The organism is Actinokineospora sp. HUAS TT18 (assembly GCF_051364635.1).
In the GTDB taxonomy this organism is placed as follows: Bacteria; Actinomycetota; Actinomycetes; order Mycobacteriales; family Pseudonocardiaceae; genus Actinokineospora.
In genome coordinates this window covers 3,003,572-3,022,133 of the sequence record NZ_CP195645.1, presented here as the reverse complement: position 1 = coordinate 3,022,133, position 18,562 = coordinate 3,003,572, and the positions used below count along the sequence as shown (strand labels likewise).

Below are 18,562 nucleotides of genomic sequence, written 5' to 3'. Positions count from 1 at the left end.
CGATTCACCACTCCGGGCCGCACGGGACATGTATATGAGGAGATGACGAGTGGCTCTGTCCACCGAGCAGAAGAAGTCGATCCTTTCCGAGTACGGCGTGCACGACTCGGACACCGGATCACCCGAGGCCCAGATCGCGCTGCTCACCAAGCGCATCAAGGACCTCACCGAGCACCTGAAGATGCACAAGCACGACCACCACTCGCGTCGTGGCCTGCTGCTTCTTGTCGGCCGTCGCCGCCGGCTGCTCAACTACCTGACCAAGGTCGACATCGAGCGCTACCGTGCGCTGATCTCGCGCCTCGGCCTGCGTCGATAGCGTGACATTGGGGGGAGTGGCCGACGGTCACTCCCCCCACCCATAACTCAACAACGAAGAAACAAAGACGAAGAGCCAGCACGCCGCGCAGCAAGGGACCAAGTTCGCCGGTCCTCGGTAGTGGTCTCCGGGACACGACACAGGGAGTGTCGACCAACCCCCGAAGACTTCGATCGAAGACCGGCCTCGTCCGAACCGCGACCCCGTGCTCGGGTTGCGCGCTGGCTCGAAGACGAGGAGATATATGACTGACATCACCGTGCACGAGTCGACTGCCACCATCGATAACGGCAAGTTCGGCACGCGCACCATCCGATTCGAGACGGGCCGCCTGGCCCGTCAGGCCGCGGGCAGCGTCGTGGCCTACCTCGATGAGGAGACCATGCTGCTGTCGGCGACGACGGCGTCGAAGCACCCCAAGGAGCACTTCGACTTCTTCCCGCTGACCGTGGACGTCGAGGAGCGCATGTACGCCGTGGGTCGCATCCCCGGCGCGTTCTTCCGCCGCGAGGGCCGCCCGTCCACCGACGCGGTCCTGACCTGCCGCCTGATCGACCGCCCGCTGCGCCCGTCGTTCGTCGACGGTCTGCGCAACGAGATCCAGGTCGTCATCACGGTCCAGTCGCTCAACCCGCAGGACCTCTACGACGTCGTGGCGATCAACGCCGCGTCCGCGTCCACCCAGCTCGCCGGGCTGCCCTTCTCGGGCCCCATCGGCGGCGTCCGGGTCGCGCTCATCGAGGGCCAGTGGGTCGCGTTCCCGACCTACGAGCAGCTTGAGAAGGCCGTGTTCGACATGGTCGTCGCGGGCCGCGTGGTCAACAACGACGTGGCGATCATGATGGTCGAGGCCGAGGCCACCGACAACGTGATCGACCTGATCGAGGCCGGTGCCCCGGCGCCGACCGAGCAGGTCGTGGCCGAGGGCCTCGAGGCCGCCAAGCCGTTCATCAAGGTGCTGTGCGACGCGCAGGCCGAGCTGGCCGCGAACGCGGCCAAGGAGACCGGCGAGTTCCCGACGTACCCGGCCTACCAGCCCGACGCCTACGACGCCGTCGCCGCCGCCGTGTCCGACCAGCTCGCCGAGGCGCTGACCATCGCGGGCAAGCAGGACCGCGAGAACCGCATCGACGAGGTCAAGGCCCTGTGTCTGGAGACCGTCGGCGCCCAGGAGGCGTTCGAGGGCCGCGAGAAGGAGATCGGCGCGGCGTTCCGCTCGCTGAACAAGAAGCTCGTCCGCCAGCGCATCCTGCGCGACAAGGTCCGCATCGACGGTCGCGGTCTGACCGACATCCGCGACCTGTCCGCCGAGGTCGCGCTGATCCCGCGGGCGCACGGCTCGGCGCTGTTCGAGCGCGGCGAGACCCAGATCCTGGGTGTCACCACGCTGAACATGCTGCGTCTGGAGCAGCAGATCGACTCGCTGTCCCCCGAGACGCACAAGCGCTACATGCACCACTACAACTTCCCGCCGTTCTCCACCGGTGAGACGGGCCGCGTCGGCTCGCCGAAGCGGCGCGAGATCGGCCACGGCGCGCTGGCCGAGCGGGCGCTCATGCCCGTTCTCCCCAAGCGCGACGAGTTCCCGTACGCGATCCGCCAGGTCTCCGAGGCGCTGAGCTCCAACGGCTCCACCTCGATGGGCTCGGTCTGCGCGTCGACCATGTCGCTGCTCAACGCCGGTGTGCCGCTGAAGGCGCCGGTCTCGGGTATCGCCATGGGCCTGGTGTCCGACGAGGTCGACGGTGAGACGCGCTACGTCGCGCTGACCGACATCCTCGGCGCCGAGGACGCCTTCGGCGACATGGACTTCAAGGTCGCGGGCACCAAGCAGTTCGTCACCGCGCTGCAGCTCGACACCAAGCTCGACGGCATCCCGTCTGAGGTCCTGGCCCAGGCGCTCGACCAGGCCAAGGACGCCCGGTACACGATCCTCGAGGTCATGGCCGAGGCGATCGACGGCCCGGACGAGATGTCGCCGTTCAGCCCGCGCGTGACCAGCGTGAAGATCCCGGTGGACAAGATCGGCGAGGTCATCGGCCCGAAGGGCAAGATGATCAACTCGATCACCGAGCAGACCGGCGCCGACATCTCCATCGAGGATGACGGCACGATCTACGTCGGTGCCGCGGACGGCCCGTCCGCCGAGGCCGCCATCGGCCTCATCAACGCCATCGCGAACCCGCAGCTCCCCAAGGTCGGCGAGCGGTTCCTGGGCACGGTCGTCAAGACCGCCGCCTTCGGTGCCTTCGTCTCCCTGCTGCCGGGCAAGGACGGCTTGGTCCACATCTCCAAGCTGGGCAACGGCAAGCGCATCAACAAGGTGGAGGATGTCGTCAAGGTCGGCGACAAGCTCCGCGTCGAGATCGCCGACATCGACCAGCGCGGCAAGATCAGCCTGGTTGTCGTCGGCGAGGACGCCGAAGCCGCTCCGGCGGCCGACGCTCCCGTCGAAGAGGTTGAGGCGGCTCCTGCCCAGTGAGTGAACGCTCCACGGCGGCCGCGAGTGCTCTTCTGAGCGCTCGCGGCCGTTCCGCAAAGGTCCAGGGCCACCTCCAGAAGCCGGGCACCACCCTGACTTTGGAGAACTCGGCCGACGCCGTGGTCAAGCGCACGCTGCTCCCGGGCGGCATGCGGGTGATCACCGAGCAGGTGCCCGGCGTGCGCAGCGCGTCGGTCGGCATCTGGGTGCAGGTCGGTTCGCGGGACGAGCCGAACGCCGTGGCCGGTGCCGCGCACTACCTCGAACACCTGCTGTTCAAGGGAACCGCGAAGCGCACCGCCGCGCAGATCGCCGAGGAGATCGACGCCGTCGGCGGCGAGCTGAACGCGTTCACCGCCAAGGAGCACACCTGCTACTACGCGCACGTCCTCGACGAGGACCTGCCGCTGGCCATGGACCTGGTCGCCGACGTCGTGTTCGACGCGCGGTGCGCGGAGTCCGATGTGGAGACTGAGCGGGGCGTCGTCCTCGAAGAGATCGCCATGCGCGACGACGACCCGGAAGACCTGCTGCACGACGCGTTCTGCAGCGCCCTGCTGGCCGACCACCCGCTGGGCCGGCCGGTGCTGGGCACCGAGCAGTCGATCACCGACATGTCGCGCAGCGCGCTGAACGGCTTCTACCGGCGCCGCTACACGATGCCGAAGATGGTGCTCGCGGTCGCGGGCAACGTCTCGCACACCCAGGTCCTCGCGCTGGTGCGCAAAGGTTTGCGCGACCGGCTGACCGGCGAGAAGACCCCGGTGGCACCTCGCGCGGGCCGCGCCCGCCTGTCGAGCGCGCCGAGGCTGGTGCTGCACACCGACGACACCGAGCAGGCGCACATGATGCTCGGCGTCCGCGCCCTCGACCGCCACGACGACCGCCGCTTCACGCTCAGCGTGCTTAACGCGGCGCTGGGCGGCGGCATGAGCTCGCGGCTGTTCCAGGAGGTCCGCGAGCGGCGCGGGTTGGCGTACCAGGTGTATTCCTCGGTCGCCTCCTACGCCGACACCGGCCACCTTTCGGTCTACGCGGGCTGCCAGCCCGACCGCCTCGGCCAGGTCGCGGGCGTCGTCCGCGACGTGCTGCGCCAGGTCGCGCGCGACGGCTTCACCGACGCCGAGGTCGCCCGCGGCAAGGGCCAGTTGCGTGGCGGGATGGTGCTGGGCCTGGAGGACGTCAGCTCGCGCATGTCGCGCATCGGCAAGAGCGAACTGGCCTACGCCGATTACCTGTCGGTCGAGCAGACCCTCGAACGGATCGCCGCGGTGACCGTCGAGGATGTCACCAAGCTCGCCCGTGAACTGCTGGCCCGGCCGCTCGCCGCCGCCGTGGTCGGCCCCTACGCTCATGCCGACGATGTCCCGGTCGAACTGCACGAGGTGACCAAGTGACCAAGCCTAGGTCGGAAGACAACCCCATCCGCGTGGGTGTTCTCGGCGCGCGTGGCCGCATGGGCGCCGAGGTGTGCCGCGCGGTCGAGGCGGCCGGTGACATGGAAGTCGTCGCGATGGTCGACACCGGCGACTGGATGTTCGACATCGCCGACGCGGGCGCCGAGGTCGTCGTCGACTTCACCCACCCCGATGTGGTGATGGACAACCTGCGCTTCTGCATCGACCAGGACATCCGCGCCGTCGTCGGCACCAGCGGCTTCGACGACGCGAAGCTCACAACGATCAAGCAGTGGCTGGAGCCCAAGCCCGAACTCGGCGTGCTGATCGCCCCCAACTTCGCCCTCGGCGCGGTGCTGACGATGCGGTTCGCCCAGCAGGCGGCCAAGTACTACGACACCGTCGAGATCATCGAACTGCACCACAACCGCAAGGCCGACGCGCCCTCCGGCACCGCGGCCCACACTGCGCGCCTGGTCGCCGAGGCCCGCGCGGCGGCCGGACTCGGGGAGATCCCGGACGCCACCACGTCCGAAGTGGACGGTGCGCGCGGCGCGCTGGTCGACGACATCCGGGTCCACTCGGTGCGCCTCAGCGGCCTTGTGGCCCACCAGGAAGTCCTCTTCGGCGGCGAAGGCGAGACGCTGACCATTCGCCACGACTCGCTGGACCGCAAGTCCTTCATGCCGGGCGTGCTGCACGGCGTGCGGGCCATCCTCGACCACTCCGGGCTCGTGATGGGCCTGGAGAACCTGCTCGACCTCTAGTGTCCGCGCGCACGGTTTCGCTGGTCCTCTCGGCCGTCCTGGTCCTGTACTTCGTACTCCTGGGCGGCCGAGCGGTCGCGCTGTTCCGCGACGGCTCACCCACCGCGATCGCCTTCGGCATAGGCGTCCTGCTGCTGCCGATCGTGGGCGCTTGGGTGGTGTGGTCGACGCTGCGGTTCGGCATGCGCACTTCGGAGTTGGGCAAGCGGCTGGACGCCGAGGGCGGCCTGCCGGACACGTCCGGCCTGCCCCGCCTCCCTTCCGGCCGCGTCGACCGTGCTGCGGCGGACGCGTGGTTCGAGGAACGGCGCGCGGAGGTCGAGGCGGCTCCCGAGGACTGGCGCGCGTGGTACCGACTCGCGGTGGCCTACGACATCGCGGGCGACCGCGGCCGCGGCCGAGACGCCATGCGCAAAGCCCTCGAATTGGCGTCCAACCAGTAACGTGAGGTAGCCGGGCCGCGACTTCCAGTTCATGCATGTCGCGGTCTCGGTCGCCGAATCGGCGGAGCTGGAATCCCTGTACGACTGGCTTTCCGGCGATGCGGATCTTCAAGTCGCCATGCGGGTGCACGAGCCGAAGCCGGGGGAGCTCGGGGCCGTGTCGGACGCGCTCATGGTCGCTGTCGGCAGTGGTGGGGCGATCACGGTGTTGGCTGCGTCCCTGCGGGCGTGGATTCAGCGGCCGCGGCACGCGCAGATCAAGATTACGGTGATCAATGGGGAGCGGACCGCCGAGATCGACGCCGACCGGGTGAAGCCCGGCGAGATCGAGGCGATCCTGAAGCGGCTCATCGAGGACTGATGGGGCGGTCCCGTGTCGTGTTGATGGGCTCGTCGGAGTACGCCGACGAGCGGTTGCCCGCGATCCCGGTCGTCCGCAACTGTCTCGAAGACCTACGCGACGTCTTCATCGAGGGGCTCGTCGACCCCGAGGACTGCACTGTTCTGCTCGACGAGGTCAACGTCTCCAGCCTCGGCCGCAAACTTTCCGCTGCGATGGCTGGCGCCGAGGATCTGCTCGTCGTCTACTACGTCGGGCACGGCATCGTCGGGCGTCGTCACGAGCTGTACCTGGGGATGCGCGACAGCGATCTTGAAGACCCGGTCTTCGGCTCCCTCTCCTACGTCGCCCTGCGGGATCGGGTGCTCGACAGCCCGGCCGCCACGAAGATCGTCGTCCTCGACTGCTGCTACTCGGGGCGGGCGATGGGGGAGCCGATGGCCGACCCGGTCGGCTCGGTGGTCGGCCAGCTCGACATTGACGGCACCTACCTGCTGACCTCCGCCCAGCGCGACCAGGTCGCTCTCGTCCTCCCTGGGGAGGACCACACGGCGTTCACCGGCAGGCTGTTGCGGCTGCTCAAGGACGGCGTCCCCGGCGGCGGCGAGTACCTGACCATCGACGAGGTCTACCGCCAGCTCTCCACGGTGATGATCGGTGAGGGCCTGCCCCGCCCGCAGAAGCGCGGCACACGCACCGCCGACCGGTTCCAGATCGTGCGCAACCAAGCCATCGTCGCGCTGACCGAGGAAGCCCTCGACGCCCGGTTCGGCGAGGCGTTCGGCGACCTCGACGCGCTGCGGGAGACCCTGGCCGGTCAGGTCCAGGTGCTCGGCGAACAGCACGTGAAGTCGTTGCGTACCAGGCAGTTCATCGCCCACGCCACCGGCCGCGACGACCCGGCCGCCGCCGCTGGTCAGTTGCGGGAGCTGCTTGCCGTGCAGTCGATGGTCCTCGGTGACGAACACCAGGACACGTTGCGGTCCAAGCAGTTCCTTGCCGTGTGTCTGGCCGAGTCGGGCCATGTCGAGGAGGCCATCACCATGCTGCGCGTGCTGCTGCCGACCCGCCGCCGCGTGCTCGGCCACCACTACGACGAGACCCACCGCACCCAGCACGTCCTCGCCCGGTATCTCGCCAGGACCGGTGCGGTGGCGGAAGCGGTTGCCCTGCTGGAGGAACTGGCCAAGCTCCGGGTCCTGGATCCGCAGGTGGAGTGGACGAGGCGGGACCTGAACGTGCTGTGGGAGGGGGTACGCGTTGTTTGAGAGGTTCACCGACCGAGCTCGCCGAGTCGTCGTCCTGGCCCAGGAGAACGCCCGTGTGCTCAACCACAACTACATCGGCACCGAGCACATCCTGCTCGGTCTGATCCACGAGGGCGAGGGTGTCGGCCACCGGGCGCTGAGCTCGGCCGGGCTTGACCTGGATAGCGTGCGGGCGCGAATCGAGGAGATCATCGGCCGGGGCGCGCAGGCGCCCTCGGGGCACATTCCGTTCACCCCGCGCGCCAAGAAGGTCCTGGAGTTGTCCCTGCGCGAGGCGCTCCTGCTGTCGCACAACTACATCGGCACTGAACACGTCCTGCTCGGGATGCTGCGGGAAGGTCAGGGCGTCGCGGCGCAGGTGCTGGCGATGGAGGGCATCGAGCTGCAGTCGATGCGCGATCGGGTGCTCAGCCTGCTGAGTGGATCGCCCGCGCCCACGTCCCAGCCCGCGCAGTTGCTTGGCCGGTTCACGTTCAACACGTTGGCCATGGCGGGCCAGAACCCGGTGATCGGGCGGCGCCACGAGATCCACCGGGTCGTGCAGGTTCTCAGCAGGCAGCGTCGCAACAACCCGGTTCTCGTGGGGGAGAAGGGCGTCGGCACGACGTCGGTGGTCTACGGCGTGGCAACCGCTCTGCTGGCGCAAGAGCAAGTCCCGCGCAGGACGGTGTATACGCTCACCCACTTGGCGATCATGTCCGACCAGGAGATCAAGGACCTCATCGCCGAGGTCGCGGGCGATGGCCAAGTTGTGCTGTTCGCGGAGAAAGGGTTCGGTCTCACCGGGCACCTGGCGACCGCGTTGCATGGGGGCGACGTGCAATTGATCACGACGATGACTCCGGCGCAGTACGCCGAACTGGAGACTTCCGCACTGGGACAGGTGTTCCAGCCGATCCGCATCGGCGAGCTGCCCGACGATGACGCGATCGAGGTCGCGGCGGTCGCCAGACCCGGACTCGAGGAACACCACGGCGTGAAGATCACCGATCCGGCGCTCGCCGCCGCTGTCCGGTTGGCGCGCAAGCACATTCGGACCAGTCCGCTGCCGGGAAGCGCGATCGATCTGCTCGATGAGACATGCTCGCGCTTCGGCGGTTCGGACTCCCGGGTCGTCGACGCCGACTGGGTCACCTCGACGATGACGGCCATGAAGGCCGAACTCGACGAACCGGCAGCCGCTCGGGGAACGGTGGAGTTGGACGACGATCCGTTCGCGGTCACCGGTGTGGACATCTGGACGATCTGCTAATCAACTGTTGATTAGCGGCGGATTTGCTTGGCGTGCAAGAAAAGCGCGTCCATCGTCCTTTACGGTGATTGTGGCGGGTTCGGCGGGATTTCAGGGTGGGAAGTCGTTAGCGTGCGGGTATGGATGGGCGCAACGCGACGGCGCGAAGCCGTGAACTCGGGGACGAACTCAAGAAGGCACGGCTGCGGCAAGGGCTGACGGGACGCGAACTCGGCCACCTGATCGGGTGGAACGAGTCGAAGGTCTCGCGGGTCGAGTCGGGGAAGGTGTCATGCAGTGACGTGGACGCGGCCATCTACTTGGCCTTCTGCCGCGTGACGCCGAAAGAGTTGGACCGGATTGTCGGACTCTGCTCGGGGGACGAGGACGGCACGTGGGTCCGCCCGCACGGCGAGAAACTGCCTGACCAACTCCGCACTCTCGTGCTGCACGAGACCACCGCATCCGCCATCTACTCGCTTGAACTCAACCGGATTCCTGGTCTCCTCCAGACGGAGGACTACGCGCGGGAGATCATCGGCGGCCCGGGCCTGCTTCCCGAACCTGGCATCGAACCTCGGGTGAAGGCGCGCATGGAGCGGCAGATCATCCTGCGCCGAGCGACCCCGCCCGACCTCACCTTCTACATCCACGAACAGGCTCTGCGCCTTCCGGTTGGCGGAGCACAGGTGATGCATGAGCAGATGCTGCACCTGCTGTTCGTCTCTTCCCGGCCGTTCTGTTCGATCCAGATCATCCCCACGGCCGCCGGCGCCCACGCCGGTCTGGCCGGGCCGTTCCGATTGATGCAGTACACCGACCATCAGCCGTTGATCTGCGTGGAGACCGAGAATCGCTCGGTTTTCATGGAGAGCCAGGCGGATATCGCCACGTACTGGCTGGTTCTCGGCAACCTCGCTCAGGTTGCGCTGAGTGTGAAAGAATCACGTTCGGTGCTTGCGTCGCTCGCAAGCGAGTACGACCGGACGGAAGCGAGCAGTCATGGGGACGGCGTGGCGTAAGAGCAGCTTCAGCGGGACGAACGGGAACTGCGTCGAGGTTCGTTGGCGTAAGAGCAGCTTCAGCGGCACAAATGGCGACTGCGTCGAGGTTGATTTTGCGGATGTCGTTGGTGTGCGTGACTCCAAGAAGCCCCAAGCCGGGCAGCTCTCGTTCCCGCCCGCCGCCTGGGTCGCCTTCCTACAGGAACCATCCCGCGAACAAGGCCGGTGAGGCCGCCAGCGCACTGAACCGCGCCCAGCGGCCCACCAACCCCACAGACACGAACGTCGTCAGCGGCATCCGCACCAACCCGGCCAACACCGTCATCGCCATGAACGGTGGCAGGCCCGTCAGCGAGCTCACCCCGTAGGTGCCGAACATCCACCCGGGGTGCCGTTCGCAGCGTTCCCGCATCGCCTCCAGCCACGCCCGCACGCGCTTGGTGCGCAGCTGCCAGCGGGCGCGTCGGTCGGTGAGGGGTTTCGGCTGCCGGTGCAGCAGCTTCGGCAAGGGGAACGAGCCGCGCGCGGCGTAGTAGTACAGAAGCTTTCCGGCCATCTGGGCAACCGCGACGACCGCGCCCAGCGCCAGCCACGAGATCCCCGGCCGCTGCGACATCAGGCCCAGTACGAACAACTCGATGCTGACCAGCGGGACAAGTGCCGAGCCCAGCGCGACTCCGAACGTCACACAGAGCCAAGGCAGCACGCGGGAAACCCCCATGGAATGGATTGACCGTGGACGGTACCTCATCTAGGACGTAATACCGCCGTGATGGTTGTGCGCGTTACTCCGTGAGCTCCAAATCCAGCGCCCCCGACAGCCGAACCTCACGCAGCGGAGTTCCACCGGCATCGAGCGTGCGTACCACGCCGTCCGGCACCCACCCGGCGCGGCGGAAGAAGCCGACCGACGACTTGTCCGCTTCCGGCACCCAGCAGATCCCGCGCGTCGCCCCGTCCTCGCGTGCGGCCTGGGCCGCTGCCGCCAGGAGTCTGCCGCCGTGGCCGCGCCTGCCCCAGCGGGGTTCGACGAGCAGCGTGCCGATCAGGGCGACCGTGGCGTAGTCGGGGGCGGGGACGTCGTTGGCCGCAGCCGACTCCGACTCCGGCGACGCCCCTGAACTGCAGAAACCCACGATCCACTCGCCCTCGGTGGCGACCAGCACGCGGGCGGGTCCCTGTTCGATCGTCTGCTGCCACCGGAGAGCCGCCGCGTCGGCGTCGAAGGCGGCGAGGATGTCCGGGGGGAGCAGGTTGGCGTAACCGGTCTGCCAGGTCACCACCTGGATGCGTGCGATCTCGGCGACGTCGGCGGGCACAGCGGGGCGGACAGCGGCAAGGGCCATGCCCGGAACGTAGCCGGTACCGATCAGCGCCGGGCGAACAGGTCCGCGCTCCTGCTGCCACACAGTGGCTTTTGCGCCGTCGTCGCAGGCGGGGTCGCGGATCTACAGTTGCCGCGACCCTGGGAGGCCACGGTGTTCGACCGCGTCTACCGCGCCCTGTTCGCCGCGCAGGTCATCTCGCTGCTCGGCACCGGGCTCGCGACCGTCGCGCTGGGGCTGCTCGCCTACGACCTCGCCGGGGTGGGCGCGGGGACCGTCCTCGGCGGGCTGCTCGCGATCAAGATGCTTGCCAACATCGTCATCGCCCCTATCGCCGCCGCGCTCACCGCCGCGATCGACCGACGCCGCCTGCTGATCTCCCTGGACCTGGTCCGCGCGGCCGTGGCGTGCGCGCTGCCGTGGGTCGACGCGGTCTGGCAGGTCGTGGCCCTGGTGGCCGTGCTGCAAACCGCCTCAGCCGCGTTCACCCCGACGTTCCAGGCCGTCATCCCCGCCGTGCTGACCGACCAGCGCGACTACACCCGCGCCCTGTCGCTGTCCCGGCTCGCCTACGACCTCGAAGCCCTGCTCAGCCCCATGATCGCCGCCGCGCTGCTGAGCGTCGTCGGGTTCTCGTGGCTGTTCGTCGGCACCGCGTTCGGCTTCCTCGGCTCGGCCGCGCTCGTGCTGACCACCCGCCTGCCCAGCCCGACCCCGACGAGCCGCCGCCTGACCGACGGCCTGCGTGCCTACGTCCGCGCGCCCGCCCTGCGCGCCCAACTCGGCCTCAACCTGGCCGCGGCGGGCGCGGGGGCGTTCGTGCTGGTCGACACCGTGGTGATCGTCCAGGTGCACCTTGGGCGCTCCGAGACTTCCGTCGCGCTGGCGCTGGTCGCGTTCGGGCTGGGCTCGATGGCCGCCGCGCTCGCCCTGCCCCGGCTGCTCGACCGCGAACCCCCGCGCCGGATCATGCTCACCGCCGCCGCGACCCTGCCGGTGCTGCTGCTGGCGGCGCCCGCCCTTGTCACGTCGTGGCCGTCGCTGCTCGCCCTCTGGGTGTTGATCGGCGCGTTGTACTCGGCCGTGTTGACCCCGGTCGGCAGGCTGATCCGCGACACCGGTGGCGACCTGCCCGCGCTCTTCGCCGCCCAGTTCGCGCTGTCGCACGCGGGCTGGCTGGTCACGTATCTGCTGGTCGCGGCCCTGTCGCCGACCGTGGCGGCCGTCGCCTTGGCCCTCGTCGGCGCGCTGGGAGTCGGGTTCGCCGCGCGGACCTGGAAACGTGAAGATCATTTCAGTTTTGTCTTGACTCGAACATGAATGGAAGTCACGATGTGATTCCCTGCACACCGTGACCCCTGCGAGGCTCCGCATGCGCCGAATCGCCCTGACCTTCGCCCTGGCGGTGGCCGCGTCCGCGGCCACCGGGCTGACCGCCGAGGCCGCGCCTACCGCGCCGGTCTACAAGCACTACGTCGCCCTGGGCGACTCGTTCAGTGCCGGGCCGCTGATCCCATGGCAGCAGGCGAGCTGGTGTTTCCGCTCCAACAACAACTACCCGGCGTGGCTGGCGACCAAGCTCGGCCTCTACTACACCTCGGGCGCGTTCACCGACGTCACGTGCTCGTCGGCGGACACGACGAACATGGCCCAGCCGCAGGTCACGCCCAGCCCCGACATCCCGATGAGCACCCAGTCGCCCCAGTTCGACGCGCTGAGCCTCGACACGGACCTGATCACCATCGGCATCGGCGGCAACGACTACAGCGTCTTCGGCAGCCTCGTCGGCACCTGCCCCGGCCTGCGCGCGTCGAACCCGACCGGCTCGCCCTGCCAGGAGCACTTCACGGTCAACGGCGTCGACACGCTCAGCGCCGCGCTCGTCAACACGCAGAAGAACCTGGAGAACGTGATCAAGGGCGCGCGGGCGCACTCGCCGGGCGCGAAGATCGTCATGGTCGGCTACCCGCGCCTCGTCCCGCCCACCGGCACCTGCCCCGACGTCGTCCCCTTCGCCGACGGCGACTACCGCTGGGCCGACGCCGTCGAACGCAAGCTCAACGCCGCCGTCGCCAACGCCGCCCGCCGCCAAGGCGCCCTCTACGTCGACACCTACGGCCCCAGCCTCGGCCACGACGCCTGCGCGGGCGACGCGGCGTGGGTCGCGGGCCAGTACACCAACGTGTTCGGCGCCGCCGCGTACCACCCGAACCTGGCGGGCATGAAGGCCGAGGCCGACCTGATCCACCGCGCGCTCGGCGGCACGTCCAGCACCTTGGCGCTCAAGCCGTCCGGCCGGAACGCGGCGACCAAGGCTGAGGTCACCACGATGGCGCGGTACGCCGGGGAGATCAGCGCCCCGTAGGTGTTGCGGCGACAATGGGATCATGAGACTCGTCTGGCTGGCGGTCGCGGCTGCGCTGACCGCCTGCGGCCCCGCCGCCCCCGCCCCGAGCGCCACGCAGAACCCGTCGTCGCCCGCCGAAGGGGCGTGGACGATGCCCGACCTGGTCGGCGCCGTCCTCCAGGACGCCCAGGACAAGATTCAAGCGCTGACCGACAAGAAGCTGCTGTTCACCGACTCCCACGACGCCACCGGGCAGAAGCGCGAGCAGGTGGTCGACTCGAACTGGAAGGTCTGCTCCCAGAACGTGGCGCCGGGGACGGCGATCACCGCGGACACGAAGATCGACTTCGGCGCGGTCAAACTCACCGAGCAGTGTCCGTGACGGTCACGGCTTGACGTCGGGTTCCTCGACGGCGAGTTTGGCCATCCAGCCCTCGTTCTGAATGGAGATCACCCGTTCGCACTCGGCGACGAACGTGTCGGTGTCGGCCGGGTCGATCTTCTGCCTGGCGATCAGCCGCTCCAGCTTGTCCGCGGTCCGGGTGTATTCCACGACCTGGTAGTCGTAGCGTTCGGCGCCCGCGTGCGCCGCGAGGGCGCCCGCCACCGTGGTCATGACCCCGATCCACACGACCACGCCCGGCGACGGCGCCACCGTCGCCCCGGCCACCAGCGCCGCGGCGGCGACGGCCAGCGCCGTCTCCGCCGCCCGCAGCAGGCGGTGGGTCCGCGCCAGGGCCCGTGCCTTCGGGCGGTAGTAGTCCCTGGCCTGGGCGCGCACTCGAAGCTCCACATAGGACTCCAGGTCGTGCACCGCCGGGAGTGGGCGCTGCGCGGGGGTGTCGTCGAGGTGCTCGGTCAGGTCGCCCGCGTCGTCGGCCAGGGCGTCGAGCCGGGCCAGCAGGAGTTTGTCCCGGTCGTCGCCGTGGAACGGCGCCGCGCCCGCGAGGTAGGTGTAGACGTCGGTCTTGATCGCCTCGGACACCGACCGCGCCCTGGTCCAGTCCCTGGTCCGCTCGATGCCCGACCCGCGCTGGGCGAACGGGATCACCGCGAGGGCGACCGCGGCGGCGACGGCGACACCCCGGCCCGCGGTCCCGTCCACCGCGAAGAGCCGCGCGGACGCCGTGGCGAGGACCGCGCCCGCCACGCTGAGCGCCAGCGTGGTCCACCGCGACCGGCCGATGGACTTCTTCAGCGCGTCGGCGGCGCGCGACCACCGCCGCTGCTGTCTCCAAGCGAATTCCGCTGACTCCACGGGGGTCCTTCCCTTGCGCACCATCAGGTCTCCTCGCCGATCCGCGCGCCGAGCGTCCGCGCGCGTTCGCGTTGGGTCGCGGTGGCGGACGCGGCGTTCACCGACGACGCCTCGAACAAGGCCACCGCGGTCCGCGCGAGCGGCTTCGCGTCGGCTTGGCCGAGGTGGGCGAGCAACTCCGCGCTGAGCAGCATGATCTCGGCGAGCTGCGCCTGGAAGCGGACCGGCGAGACCTCCACCAGCGGACGCACCAGCCTCTCGGCTTCCCCCGCCTCGGCCAGCGCCTCCTCGTACTGCCCGCGCTCGGCCAGCCGGGCGGCGTGGCAGCGGTGCGCGTCAGCCAGCTTGTGCGCGTGCGCCCACGGGCTCGACTTGTGGAGGCTCCTGGCGAGTTCCACCGCTTCCAGCGCGTGCGCCAGCGCGTCGGCGTGCCTGCCGGTGTTTGCCAACCACGAGCTGTAGACGACGAGCCCGTCGAGCAGATCGCCGCGGAAGCGCTGGGGCGCGGTGTCGGTGAGCCTGCGCAGCGCGGCGATGGCGTGGTGGGCGTTGGTCTTCTCGGCTAGGCGGAGCTGCTGGATGGCGAGGTTCGCCGTGGCGGCGCCGATGTCGTCGGCCGACAGGTGCGCCGCGGGCCGCCTGGTCTCGCGTTCGGCGTGCTCGGCCAGTTCGAGTGCCCGCTCGGTGTTGCCCAACTCGCCTTCGACGCGGCTGGCCACCGCCAGCGCCTCGGCGTAGGCGGCGACATCGCTGTCGCGGTCGCGGGGCGACGGCGCGCTGACGATGACGCGGTACCGGTCGACCGCGTCGGTCGCGGCGTCCCGCGCGGTCCAGAGGTATCCGGCCCGGTAGCGCGCTTTCGCCACCCGCAGCAGCAGCGGCGCGGCCTCGGCCGGGGGCACGTCGCGCCCGTCGAGCACCGGCCGTGCCAGCACCTGCTCGATGCGCATCGCGGCGTTGTCGAGCGCGGGGTCGCGGTCGGTGTCGTCGGCGAGCAGGTCGCTGACCGCGCGCAGCTCGACGGTGGCGAGCAGCTGCGACGGCAGCAGGTCGATGATCGCCTCCAGCGCGCGCCCGCCCGCCGCGACACAGAGCGCGGGATGGTTCTTGACCAGGTCGAGCACGCGGTCGCGCATCGGCTTGTGCGGCTTGCCCGCCTCGGCCATCGCCAGCCGCGCGATGACGGTGACGATGTTGCCGACCGCGAGCAGCCTGGCCCGCTCGTCGTCGTTCGCGGCCGTGGTGTCCGCGACAAGGCCGGGCAGCCTGGCGAGGACTTCCCGCGCCCAGTCTCCGGAGACGCCCAGTTCCCTCGTCCGGTCGGCGAGCACGTCGACGATCATGCGGTCGCACACGGTGGCGGGACCGGGCGTCGCGACCGAGTTCGGCTCGTCGCGGTAGAACCGCTCATAGGCGCCGATGAGGTCGGGCCAGTCGGACCGGTCGGTGATGACGCCGTTGTCCAGCGCGAGCGCCTGCGCGGCGCGTTGCGTGCACGGGCGGGCGATCGCGGCGAGGAACGCCAGCCGTGCCACCGGCTCACGCTGCTGCTCGGGCAGCGAGTCGACCCGGTAGCGCTGTTCGAGCGCAAGGATCAACCCCACCGCTTCTTCGGGGCGGGTGACGGCCTGCCCGGACAAGATCGAGGCCACGGCGACAGGCGGGATGTCCTTGACCGGGATCCCCTCCGCGCTCACCCTGCGTGGGCGCGGGACGGACAACGGCTCCGCGGCGTCCGCGACCGCGGTGACGCAGGCTTCCAGCATCGCCGTGCGCGACCCGCGAACCCGGTCCGCGGGCGCCGTCGCGCGCTGCCGCACGGCGATCCGGCTCTCGGCGAGGAACCGCTCGCACTCGTGCCACCACTGGCTCGCCCGACTCGCGATGGCCAGCACCCGGACCGGTCCATCGGCGTTGGCCAGGCTGAGCACGAACGTGCTCAGATGCCGCGGCCGCCAATGGTCGGCGTGGTCGACCACCACGAGCAAGCCGCTGGGCCCCGCGGGCGGGAGCCCGTCGGTCAGCCAGGTCGCCTCATCGGGATCAGGCCGCGCGCGGTAGACCGCCCAGCCCGCGTGGAAGCTGGCCTCGGCGAACCGGTCGGCCTCCCGCAGCCTGCGGGACTCCTCGCCGCCGAACAACAGTTGCAGCGAGCAATGGTTGTCGGACTCGCGCCAGTCCCGCAGGTCGTCCGGCTCGGTGTCGATCACCGCCGTGGCCAGGGTGAGCAGTTCCACCGGCTGCCGCACCGGGGCGTCCGACCGCGGCCGGTACCGCACGGGCTGCAGCCAGTACTTGGTCGTGGTCTCGCTGCCCGGCACGACGATCGAGACCAGCACCTGGCTGGTCTTGATCGAGTCCGGCCGCACGGCGGGCAGCTCGTAGAACTGGCCGTCCAAGGTGATCAGCTTGATGTCGGCGTCGGCGGAGACGCGGTGGACGACCGCTTTCCCACCGTCCACGGCGAACCACGGGCCGCCGTGCACCCGCACGAGCATCGGATCGGTCTCGGGGACCTTGATGTAGAACGCGTCTGGGTGGTGCGGGCCGCCCACCACCAGGTCGCCGTTCACCCGGCGCACCGGGAGCCGCCGCGGCGGGAAGTACCGCGCCACCGGCTCCAACAGCTCGATCGTGGCCGCGGGGATCGCCACCCCGCCGTTCTCCCTGACGACCAGGGCGTCGCGGCGCGGAGCCGCGACGATGTCGCGCCGCCGCAGCTCCGCGGCCCGCAGCGTCAGGTGCCACGCCTCGATGCGGTTGAGCGCGGACTCCGGCAGCATGCGCCGGGCCCGCACCACCCAGTCGGCCAGCGCCCGCGCGCGATCCGGGTCGTCCATCGCCTTGAGCGCGGAGTAGAGGGACCGGGTGGCGACCCGGGCCCCCGTCTCGCCGTTGCGCATGGTGCGCCAGGTGATGAACTCCTCGACGCGCAGCGCGGGCGCGACGCGGCTGTGCGCGGCCACCAGCAGCCCGCGCAGCTCGCCGATCCGGTCGCGGCGGTCGGCGGTGGCCAGCAGCCGCGCCAAGTGCGGCCACAGCAGCGGCCGGACGTCCGGCCGCAGCGTGACCGCGTCCGGCCTGCGCCAGCCGATCCACTCGCTGAACCAGAAGTCCGACTCGGCGCCGACGTCGAGGTGCGGCAGCACCCGCAGGCGGACCCGCCGCAGCAGCTCCGGGCTGATGTGGGCGGCGGTGCTGAGCAGGATCGCCACCTGCACGTCGTCGGCGAGCGGCACCCCGGCGCGCAGTTGGATGTCGAGCGGGCGCGCGCGTCTGCCCTCCAGCGCGGTGGCCAACGGGACACCCGCACGCAGCCGCGAGTCGACCTTCTTGGGTATCCGGGCCGACTTCAGCGCGTGCGCGACGAAATCGCGGTAGTCCCCGAGCGCGCGGGTCATCCGGTCGACGGGGGTCATCGCGTTCGCCCGCCGTCCATCGCGGCGCGGACGGTCGCCACCGTCGTCGTCCGGTCCCACGGGATCACCGGCACGAGGTCGGTGAGCCAGCCGGGGACGCGGTGCCGGGGGAACGGGATCATGGCGACCGCCCTGATCTCGTTGCGGTGCAAAGTATCGATCAGCTTTGTCCAGGCCGGAACGCTGTGCGTGGGAGGGCAGGCGGGGTGGATGCCGAAGCTGGACAGGATGAGGACGCTGCCGACCGACGGGACTTTGTACGGCCGGTCGTCGAGATCGGTCCACGGGGACCCGTCGAAGTCCCACCGCGACAGCGTGCCCGCGCCGAGGAGCCGATCGAGCCGGGCGGCCAGCGCCCAGGTGTCCTGCTCGTACAGCGTCATCGCGGAGGAGTGGTCGACCAGCAGCTGCACGCCGAAGCGCAGCGTCCACCGGCGTCGGCGGGGGAGCCGGTCGACGGGTTTGCCGGTGGCGAGGCGGGTGACCAGCCGCGCGATGTCGACCTCGCCGTCGTGCACCGGGCGGGACACGGCGGCCTGGAGGACGCCGTACTCGGCGCCGGGGCGCAGCAGCGGGGTGTGCGGGTCGTCGCGCGGCGGCAGGTCGGCCAGCGTCGGCAGCGGCGCGGCGTCACGCCACGGGTCTGGCGGGGACACTGAGGTGGACGCGGTGAGCTCGACACTCAACGCCTCGGCGGACCTGGGTGGCCGGGCGAGCGGGGCAGGCGTCGGTGGGGCCGTGTCGGGTGGGATGGAGGCGACCTCGGCGGCCTCGCCGCGTTGGTCCCGGTGGGGCGGCTCGGGGTGCGGCGGGGTCTCGTCCGATGGAAGGCGGTCCGCGCCGTCCACGCGGCTCATGCCGAGCATGGCCCGGATCTTGGCGACGTCCTCGGGCTCCAGCACGCGCGTGGCGGACAGGCGCCGCACCGCGGTCGCCAGGTCGCCCCACCAGATCGCCGACAC

At 70.1% G+C, this 18,562-nt stretch carries 18 protein-coding genes and 1 pseudogene; 14 read left to right on the top strand and 5 right to left on the bottom strand.

Annotated features, from left to right (window positions below; translation table 11 throughout):
- The first annotated feature begins 49 nt into the window (after positions 1 to 49).
- From rpsO to ACSHT8_RS13405, 11 genes and pseudogenes are all read left to right on the top strand, one after another.
- On the top strand, positions 50 to 319 hold the full coding sequence (rpsO, locus tag ACSHT8_RS13455) for a 30S ribosomal protein S15 (RefSeq protein ID WP_436501114.1): 270 nt from the start codon (positions 50 to 52) through the stop codon (positions 317 to 319).
- A gap of 244 nt (positions 320 to 563) precedes the next feature.
- Complete coding sequence (locus ACSHT8_RS13450) at positions 564 to 2,801, top strand: polyribonucleotide nucleotidyltransferase (RefSeq protein ID WP_436501112.1); 2,238 nt, start codon at positions 564 to 566, stop codon at positions 2,799 to 2,801.
- Positions 2,798 to 4,198, top strand: a complete 1,401-nt coding sequence (locus ACSHT8_RS13445; protein ID WP_436501110.1) for a M16 family metallopeptidase — start codon at positions 2,798 to 2,800, stop codon at positions 4,196 to 4,198. The genes ACSHT8_RS13450 and ACSHT8_RS13445 overlap by 4 nt, the downstream gene beginning before the upstream one ends.
- Positions 4,195 to 4,965 carry a 4-hydroxy-tetrahydrodipicolinate reductase gene (gene dapB, locus ACSHT8_RS13440; RefSeq protein ID WP_436501108.1) on the top strand — a complete coding sequence of 257 codons (771 nt, stop codon included), beginning with the start codon at positions 4,195 to 4,197 and terminating at the stop codon, positions 4,963 to 4,965. Before ACSHT8_RS13445 ends, dapB begins: the two co-directional genes overlap by 4 nt.
- Positions 4,965 to 5,408 (top strand): hypothetical protein, encoded by a 444-nt coding sequence (locus tag ACSHT8_RS13435; RefSeq protein ID WP_436501106.1) that lies wholly within the window; start codon positions 4,965 to 4,967, stop codon positions 5,406 to 5,408. The genes dapB and ACSHT8_RS13435 overlap by 1 nt, the downstream gene beginning before the upstream one ends.
- Before the next feature lie 31 nt (positions 5,409 to 5,439).
- Positions 5,440 to 5,769, top strand: a complete 330-nt coding sequence (locus ACSHT8_RS13430) for an effector-associated constant component EACC1 (RefSeq protein ID WP_436501105.1) — start codon at positions 5,440 to 5,442, stop codon at positions 5,767 to 5,769.
- On the top strand, positions 5,769 to 7,016 hold the full coding sequence (locus tag ACSHT8_RS13425) for a caspase, EACC1-associated type (protein ID WP_436501103.1): 1,248 nt from the start codon (positions 5,769 to 5,771) through the stop codon (positions 7,014 to 7,016). The genes ACSHT8_RS13430 and ACSHT8_RS13425 overlap by 1 nt, the downstream gene beginning before the upstream one ends.
- A pseudogene (locus tag ACSHT8_RS13420) lies at positions 7,009 to 7,695 on the top strand (Clp protease N-terminal domain-containing protein); the annotation flags it as partial. The gene ACSHT8_RS13425 and the pseudogene ACSHT8_RS13420, both read left to right, overlap by 8 nt.
- Positions 7,696 to 7,710: 15 nt before the next feature.
- Positions 7,711 to 8,268, top strand: a complete 558-nt coding sequence (locus ACSHT8_RS13415; RefSeq protein WP_436502061.1) for a hypothetical protein — start codon at positions 7,711 to 7,713, stop codon at positions 8,266 to 8,268.
- A gap of 119 nt (positions 8,269 to 8,387) precedes the next feature.
- Entirely contained in the window at positions 8,388 to 9,269 is an 882-nt protein-coding gene (locus ACSHT8_RS13410) for a helix-turn-helix domain-containing protein (RefSeq protein ID WP_436501101.1), read from the top strand.
- Entirely contained in the window at positions 9,250 to 9,480 is a 231-nt protein-coding gene (locus ACSHT8_RS13405) for a DUF397 domain-containing protein (RefSeq protein WP_436501100.1), read from the top strand. Before ACSHT8_RS13410 ends, ACSHT8_RS13405 begins: the two co-directional genes overlap by 20 nt.
- On the opposite strand, the gene ACSHT8_RS13400 is transcribed toward ACSHT8_RS13405, so the two are convergent.
- Both ACSHT8_RS13400 and ACSHT8_RS13395 read right to left on the bottom strand, forming a co-directional pair.
- Positions 9,448 to 9,957 carry a hypothetical protein gene (locus ACSHT8_RS13400; RefSeq protein WP_436502060.1) on the bottom strand — a complete coding sequence of 170 codons (510 nt, stop codon included), beginning with the start codon at positions 9,955 to 9,957 and terminating at the stop codon, positions 9,448 to 9,450. The genes ACSHT8_RS13405 and ACSHT8_RS13400 overlap by 33 nt on opposite strands.
- 79 nt (positions 9,958 to 10,036) lie before the next feature.
- Positions 10,037 to 10,597 carry an N-acetyltransferase family protein gene (locus ACSHT8_RS13395; RefSeq protein WP_436501098.1) on the bottom strand — a complete coding sequence of 187 codons (561 nt, stop codon included), beginning with the start codon at positions 10,595 to 10,597 and terminating at the stop codon, positions 10,037 to 10,039.
- A gap of 108 nt (positions 10,598 to 10,705) precedes the next feature.
- On the opposite strand from ACSHT8_RS13395, the gene ACSHT8_RS13390 reads away from it, so the two are divergent.
- From ACSHT8_RS13390 to ACSHT8_RS13380, 3 genes are read left to right on the top strand one after another with little or no spacing between them, the layout of a single operon-like run.
- Positions 10,706 to 11,896 (top strand): MFS transporter, encoded by a 1,191-nt coding sequence (locus tag ACSHT8_RS13390; protein WP_436501097.1) that lies wholly within the window; start codon positions 10,706 to 10,708, stop codon positions 11,894 to 11,896.
- Between the two features lie 52 nt (positions 11,897 to 11,948).
- On the top strand, positions 11,949 to 12,941 hold the full coding sequence (locus ACSHT8_RS13385; protein ID WP_436501095.1) for an SGNH/GDSL hydrolase family protein: 993 nt from the start codon (positions 11,949 to 11,951) through the stop codon (positions 12,939 to 12,941).
- 22 nt (positions 12,942 to 12,963) lie between these two features.
- Complete coding sequence (locus ACSHT8_RS13380; protein ID WP_436501094.1) at positions 12,964 to 13,305, top strand: PASTA domain-containing protein; 342 nt, start codon at positions 12,964 to 12,966, stop codon at positions 13,303 to 13,305.
- 3 nt (positions 13,306 to 13,308) lie between these two features.
- Here ACSHT8_RS13380 and ACSHT8_RS13375 read toward each other — a convergent pair whose 3' ends face one another.
- From ACSHT8_RS13375 to ACSHT8_RS13365, 3 genes are read right to left on the bottom strand one after another with little or no spacing between them, the layout of a single operon-like run.
- On the bottom strand, positions 13,309 to 14,181 hold the full coding sequence (locus ACSHT8_RS13375; RefSeq protein WP_436501093.1) for a DUF4231 domain-containing protein: 873 nt from the start codon (positions 14,179 to 14,181) through the stop codon (positions 13,309 to 13,311).
- Between the two features lie 23 nt (positions 14,182 to 14,204).
- Positions 14,205 to 17,600, bottom strand: a complete 3,396-nt coding sequence (locus ACSHT8_RS13370) for a hypothetical protein (protein ID WP_436501091.1) — start codon at positions 17,598 to 17,600, stop codon at positions 14,205 to 14,207.
- Positions 17,597 to 18,562 carry a hypothetical protein gene (locus tag ACSHT8_RS13365; RefSeq protein ID WP_436501090.1) on the bottom strand — a complete coding sequence of 322 codons (966 nt, stop codon included), beginning with the start codon at positions 18,560 to 18,562 and terminating at the stop codon, positions 17,597 to 17,599. Before ACSHT8_RS13365 ends, ACSHT8_RS13370 begins: the two co-directional genes overlap by 4 nt.

What these genes read in the sequence shown, in the direction of transcription:
- ACSHT8_RS13450 (WP_436501112.1), top strand. Translation starts at nt 564, where the DNA reads ATGACTGACATCACCGTGCACGAGTCGACTGCCACCATCGATAACGGC.
- ACSHT8_RS13430 (WP_436501105.1), top strand. Translation starts at nt 5,440, where the DNA reads ATGCATGTCGCGGTCTCGGTCGCCGAATCGGCGGAGCTGGAATCCCTG.
- ACSHT8_RS13425 (WP_436501103.1), top strand. Translation starts at nt 5,769, where the DNA reads ATGGGGCGGTCCCGTGTCGTGTTGATGGGCTCGTCGGAGTACGCCGAC.
- ACSHT8_RS13415 (WP_436502061.1), top strand. Translation starts at nt 7,711, where the DNA reads ATGTCCGACCAGGAGATCAAGGACCTCATCGCCGAGGTCGCGGGCGAT.
- ACSHT8_RS13410 (WP_436501101.1), top strand. Translation starts at nt 8,388, where the DNA reads ATGGATGGGCGCAACGCGACGGCGCGAAGCCGTGAACTCGGGGACGAA.
- ACSHT8_RS13405 (WP_436501100.1), top strand. Translation starts at nt 9,250, where the DNA reads ATGGGGACGGCGTGGCGTAAGAGCAGCTTCAGCGGGACGAACGGGAAC.
- ACSHT8_RS13395 (WP_436501098.1), bottom strand. Translation starts at nt 10,597, where the DNA reads ATGGCCCTTGCCGCTGTCCGCCCCGCTGTGCCCGCCGACGTCGCCGAG.
- ACSHT8_RS13385 (WP_436501095.1), top strand. Translation starts at nt 11,949, where the DNA reads ATGCGCCGAATCGCCCTGACCTTCGCCCTGGCGGTGGCCGCGTCCGCG.
- ACSHT8_RS13380 (WP_436501094.1), top strand. Translation starts at nt 12,964, where the DNA reads ATGAGACTCGTCTGGCTGGCGGTCGCGGCTGCGCTGACCGCCTGCGGC.
- ACSHT8_RS13370 (WP_436501091.1), bottom strand. Translation starts at nt 17,600, where the DNA reads ATGACCCCCGTCGACCGGATGACCCGCGCGCTCGGGGACTACCGCGAT.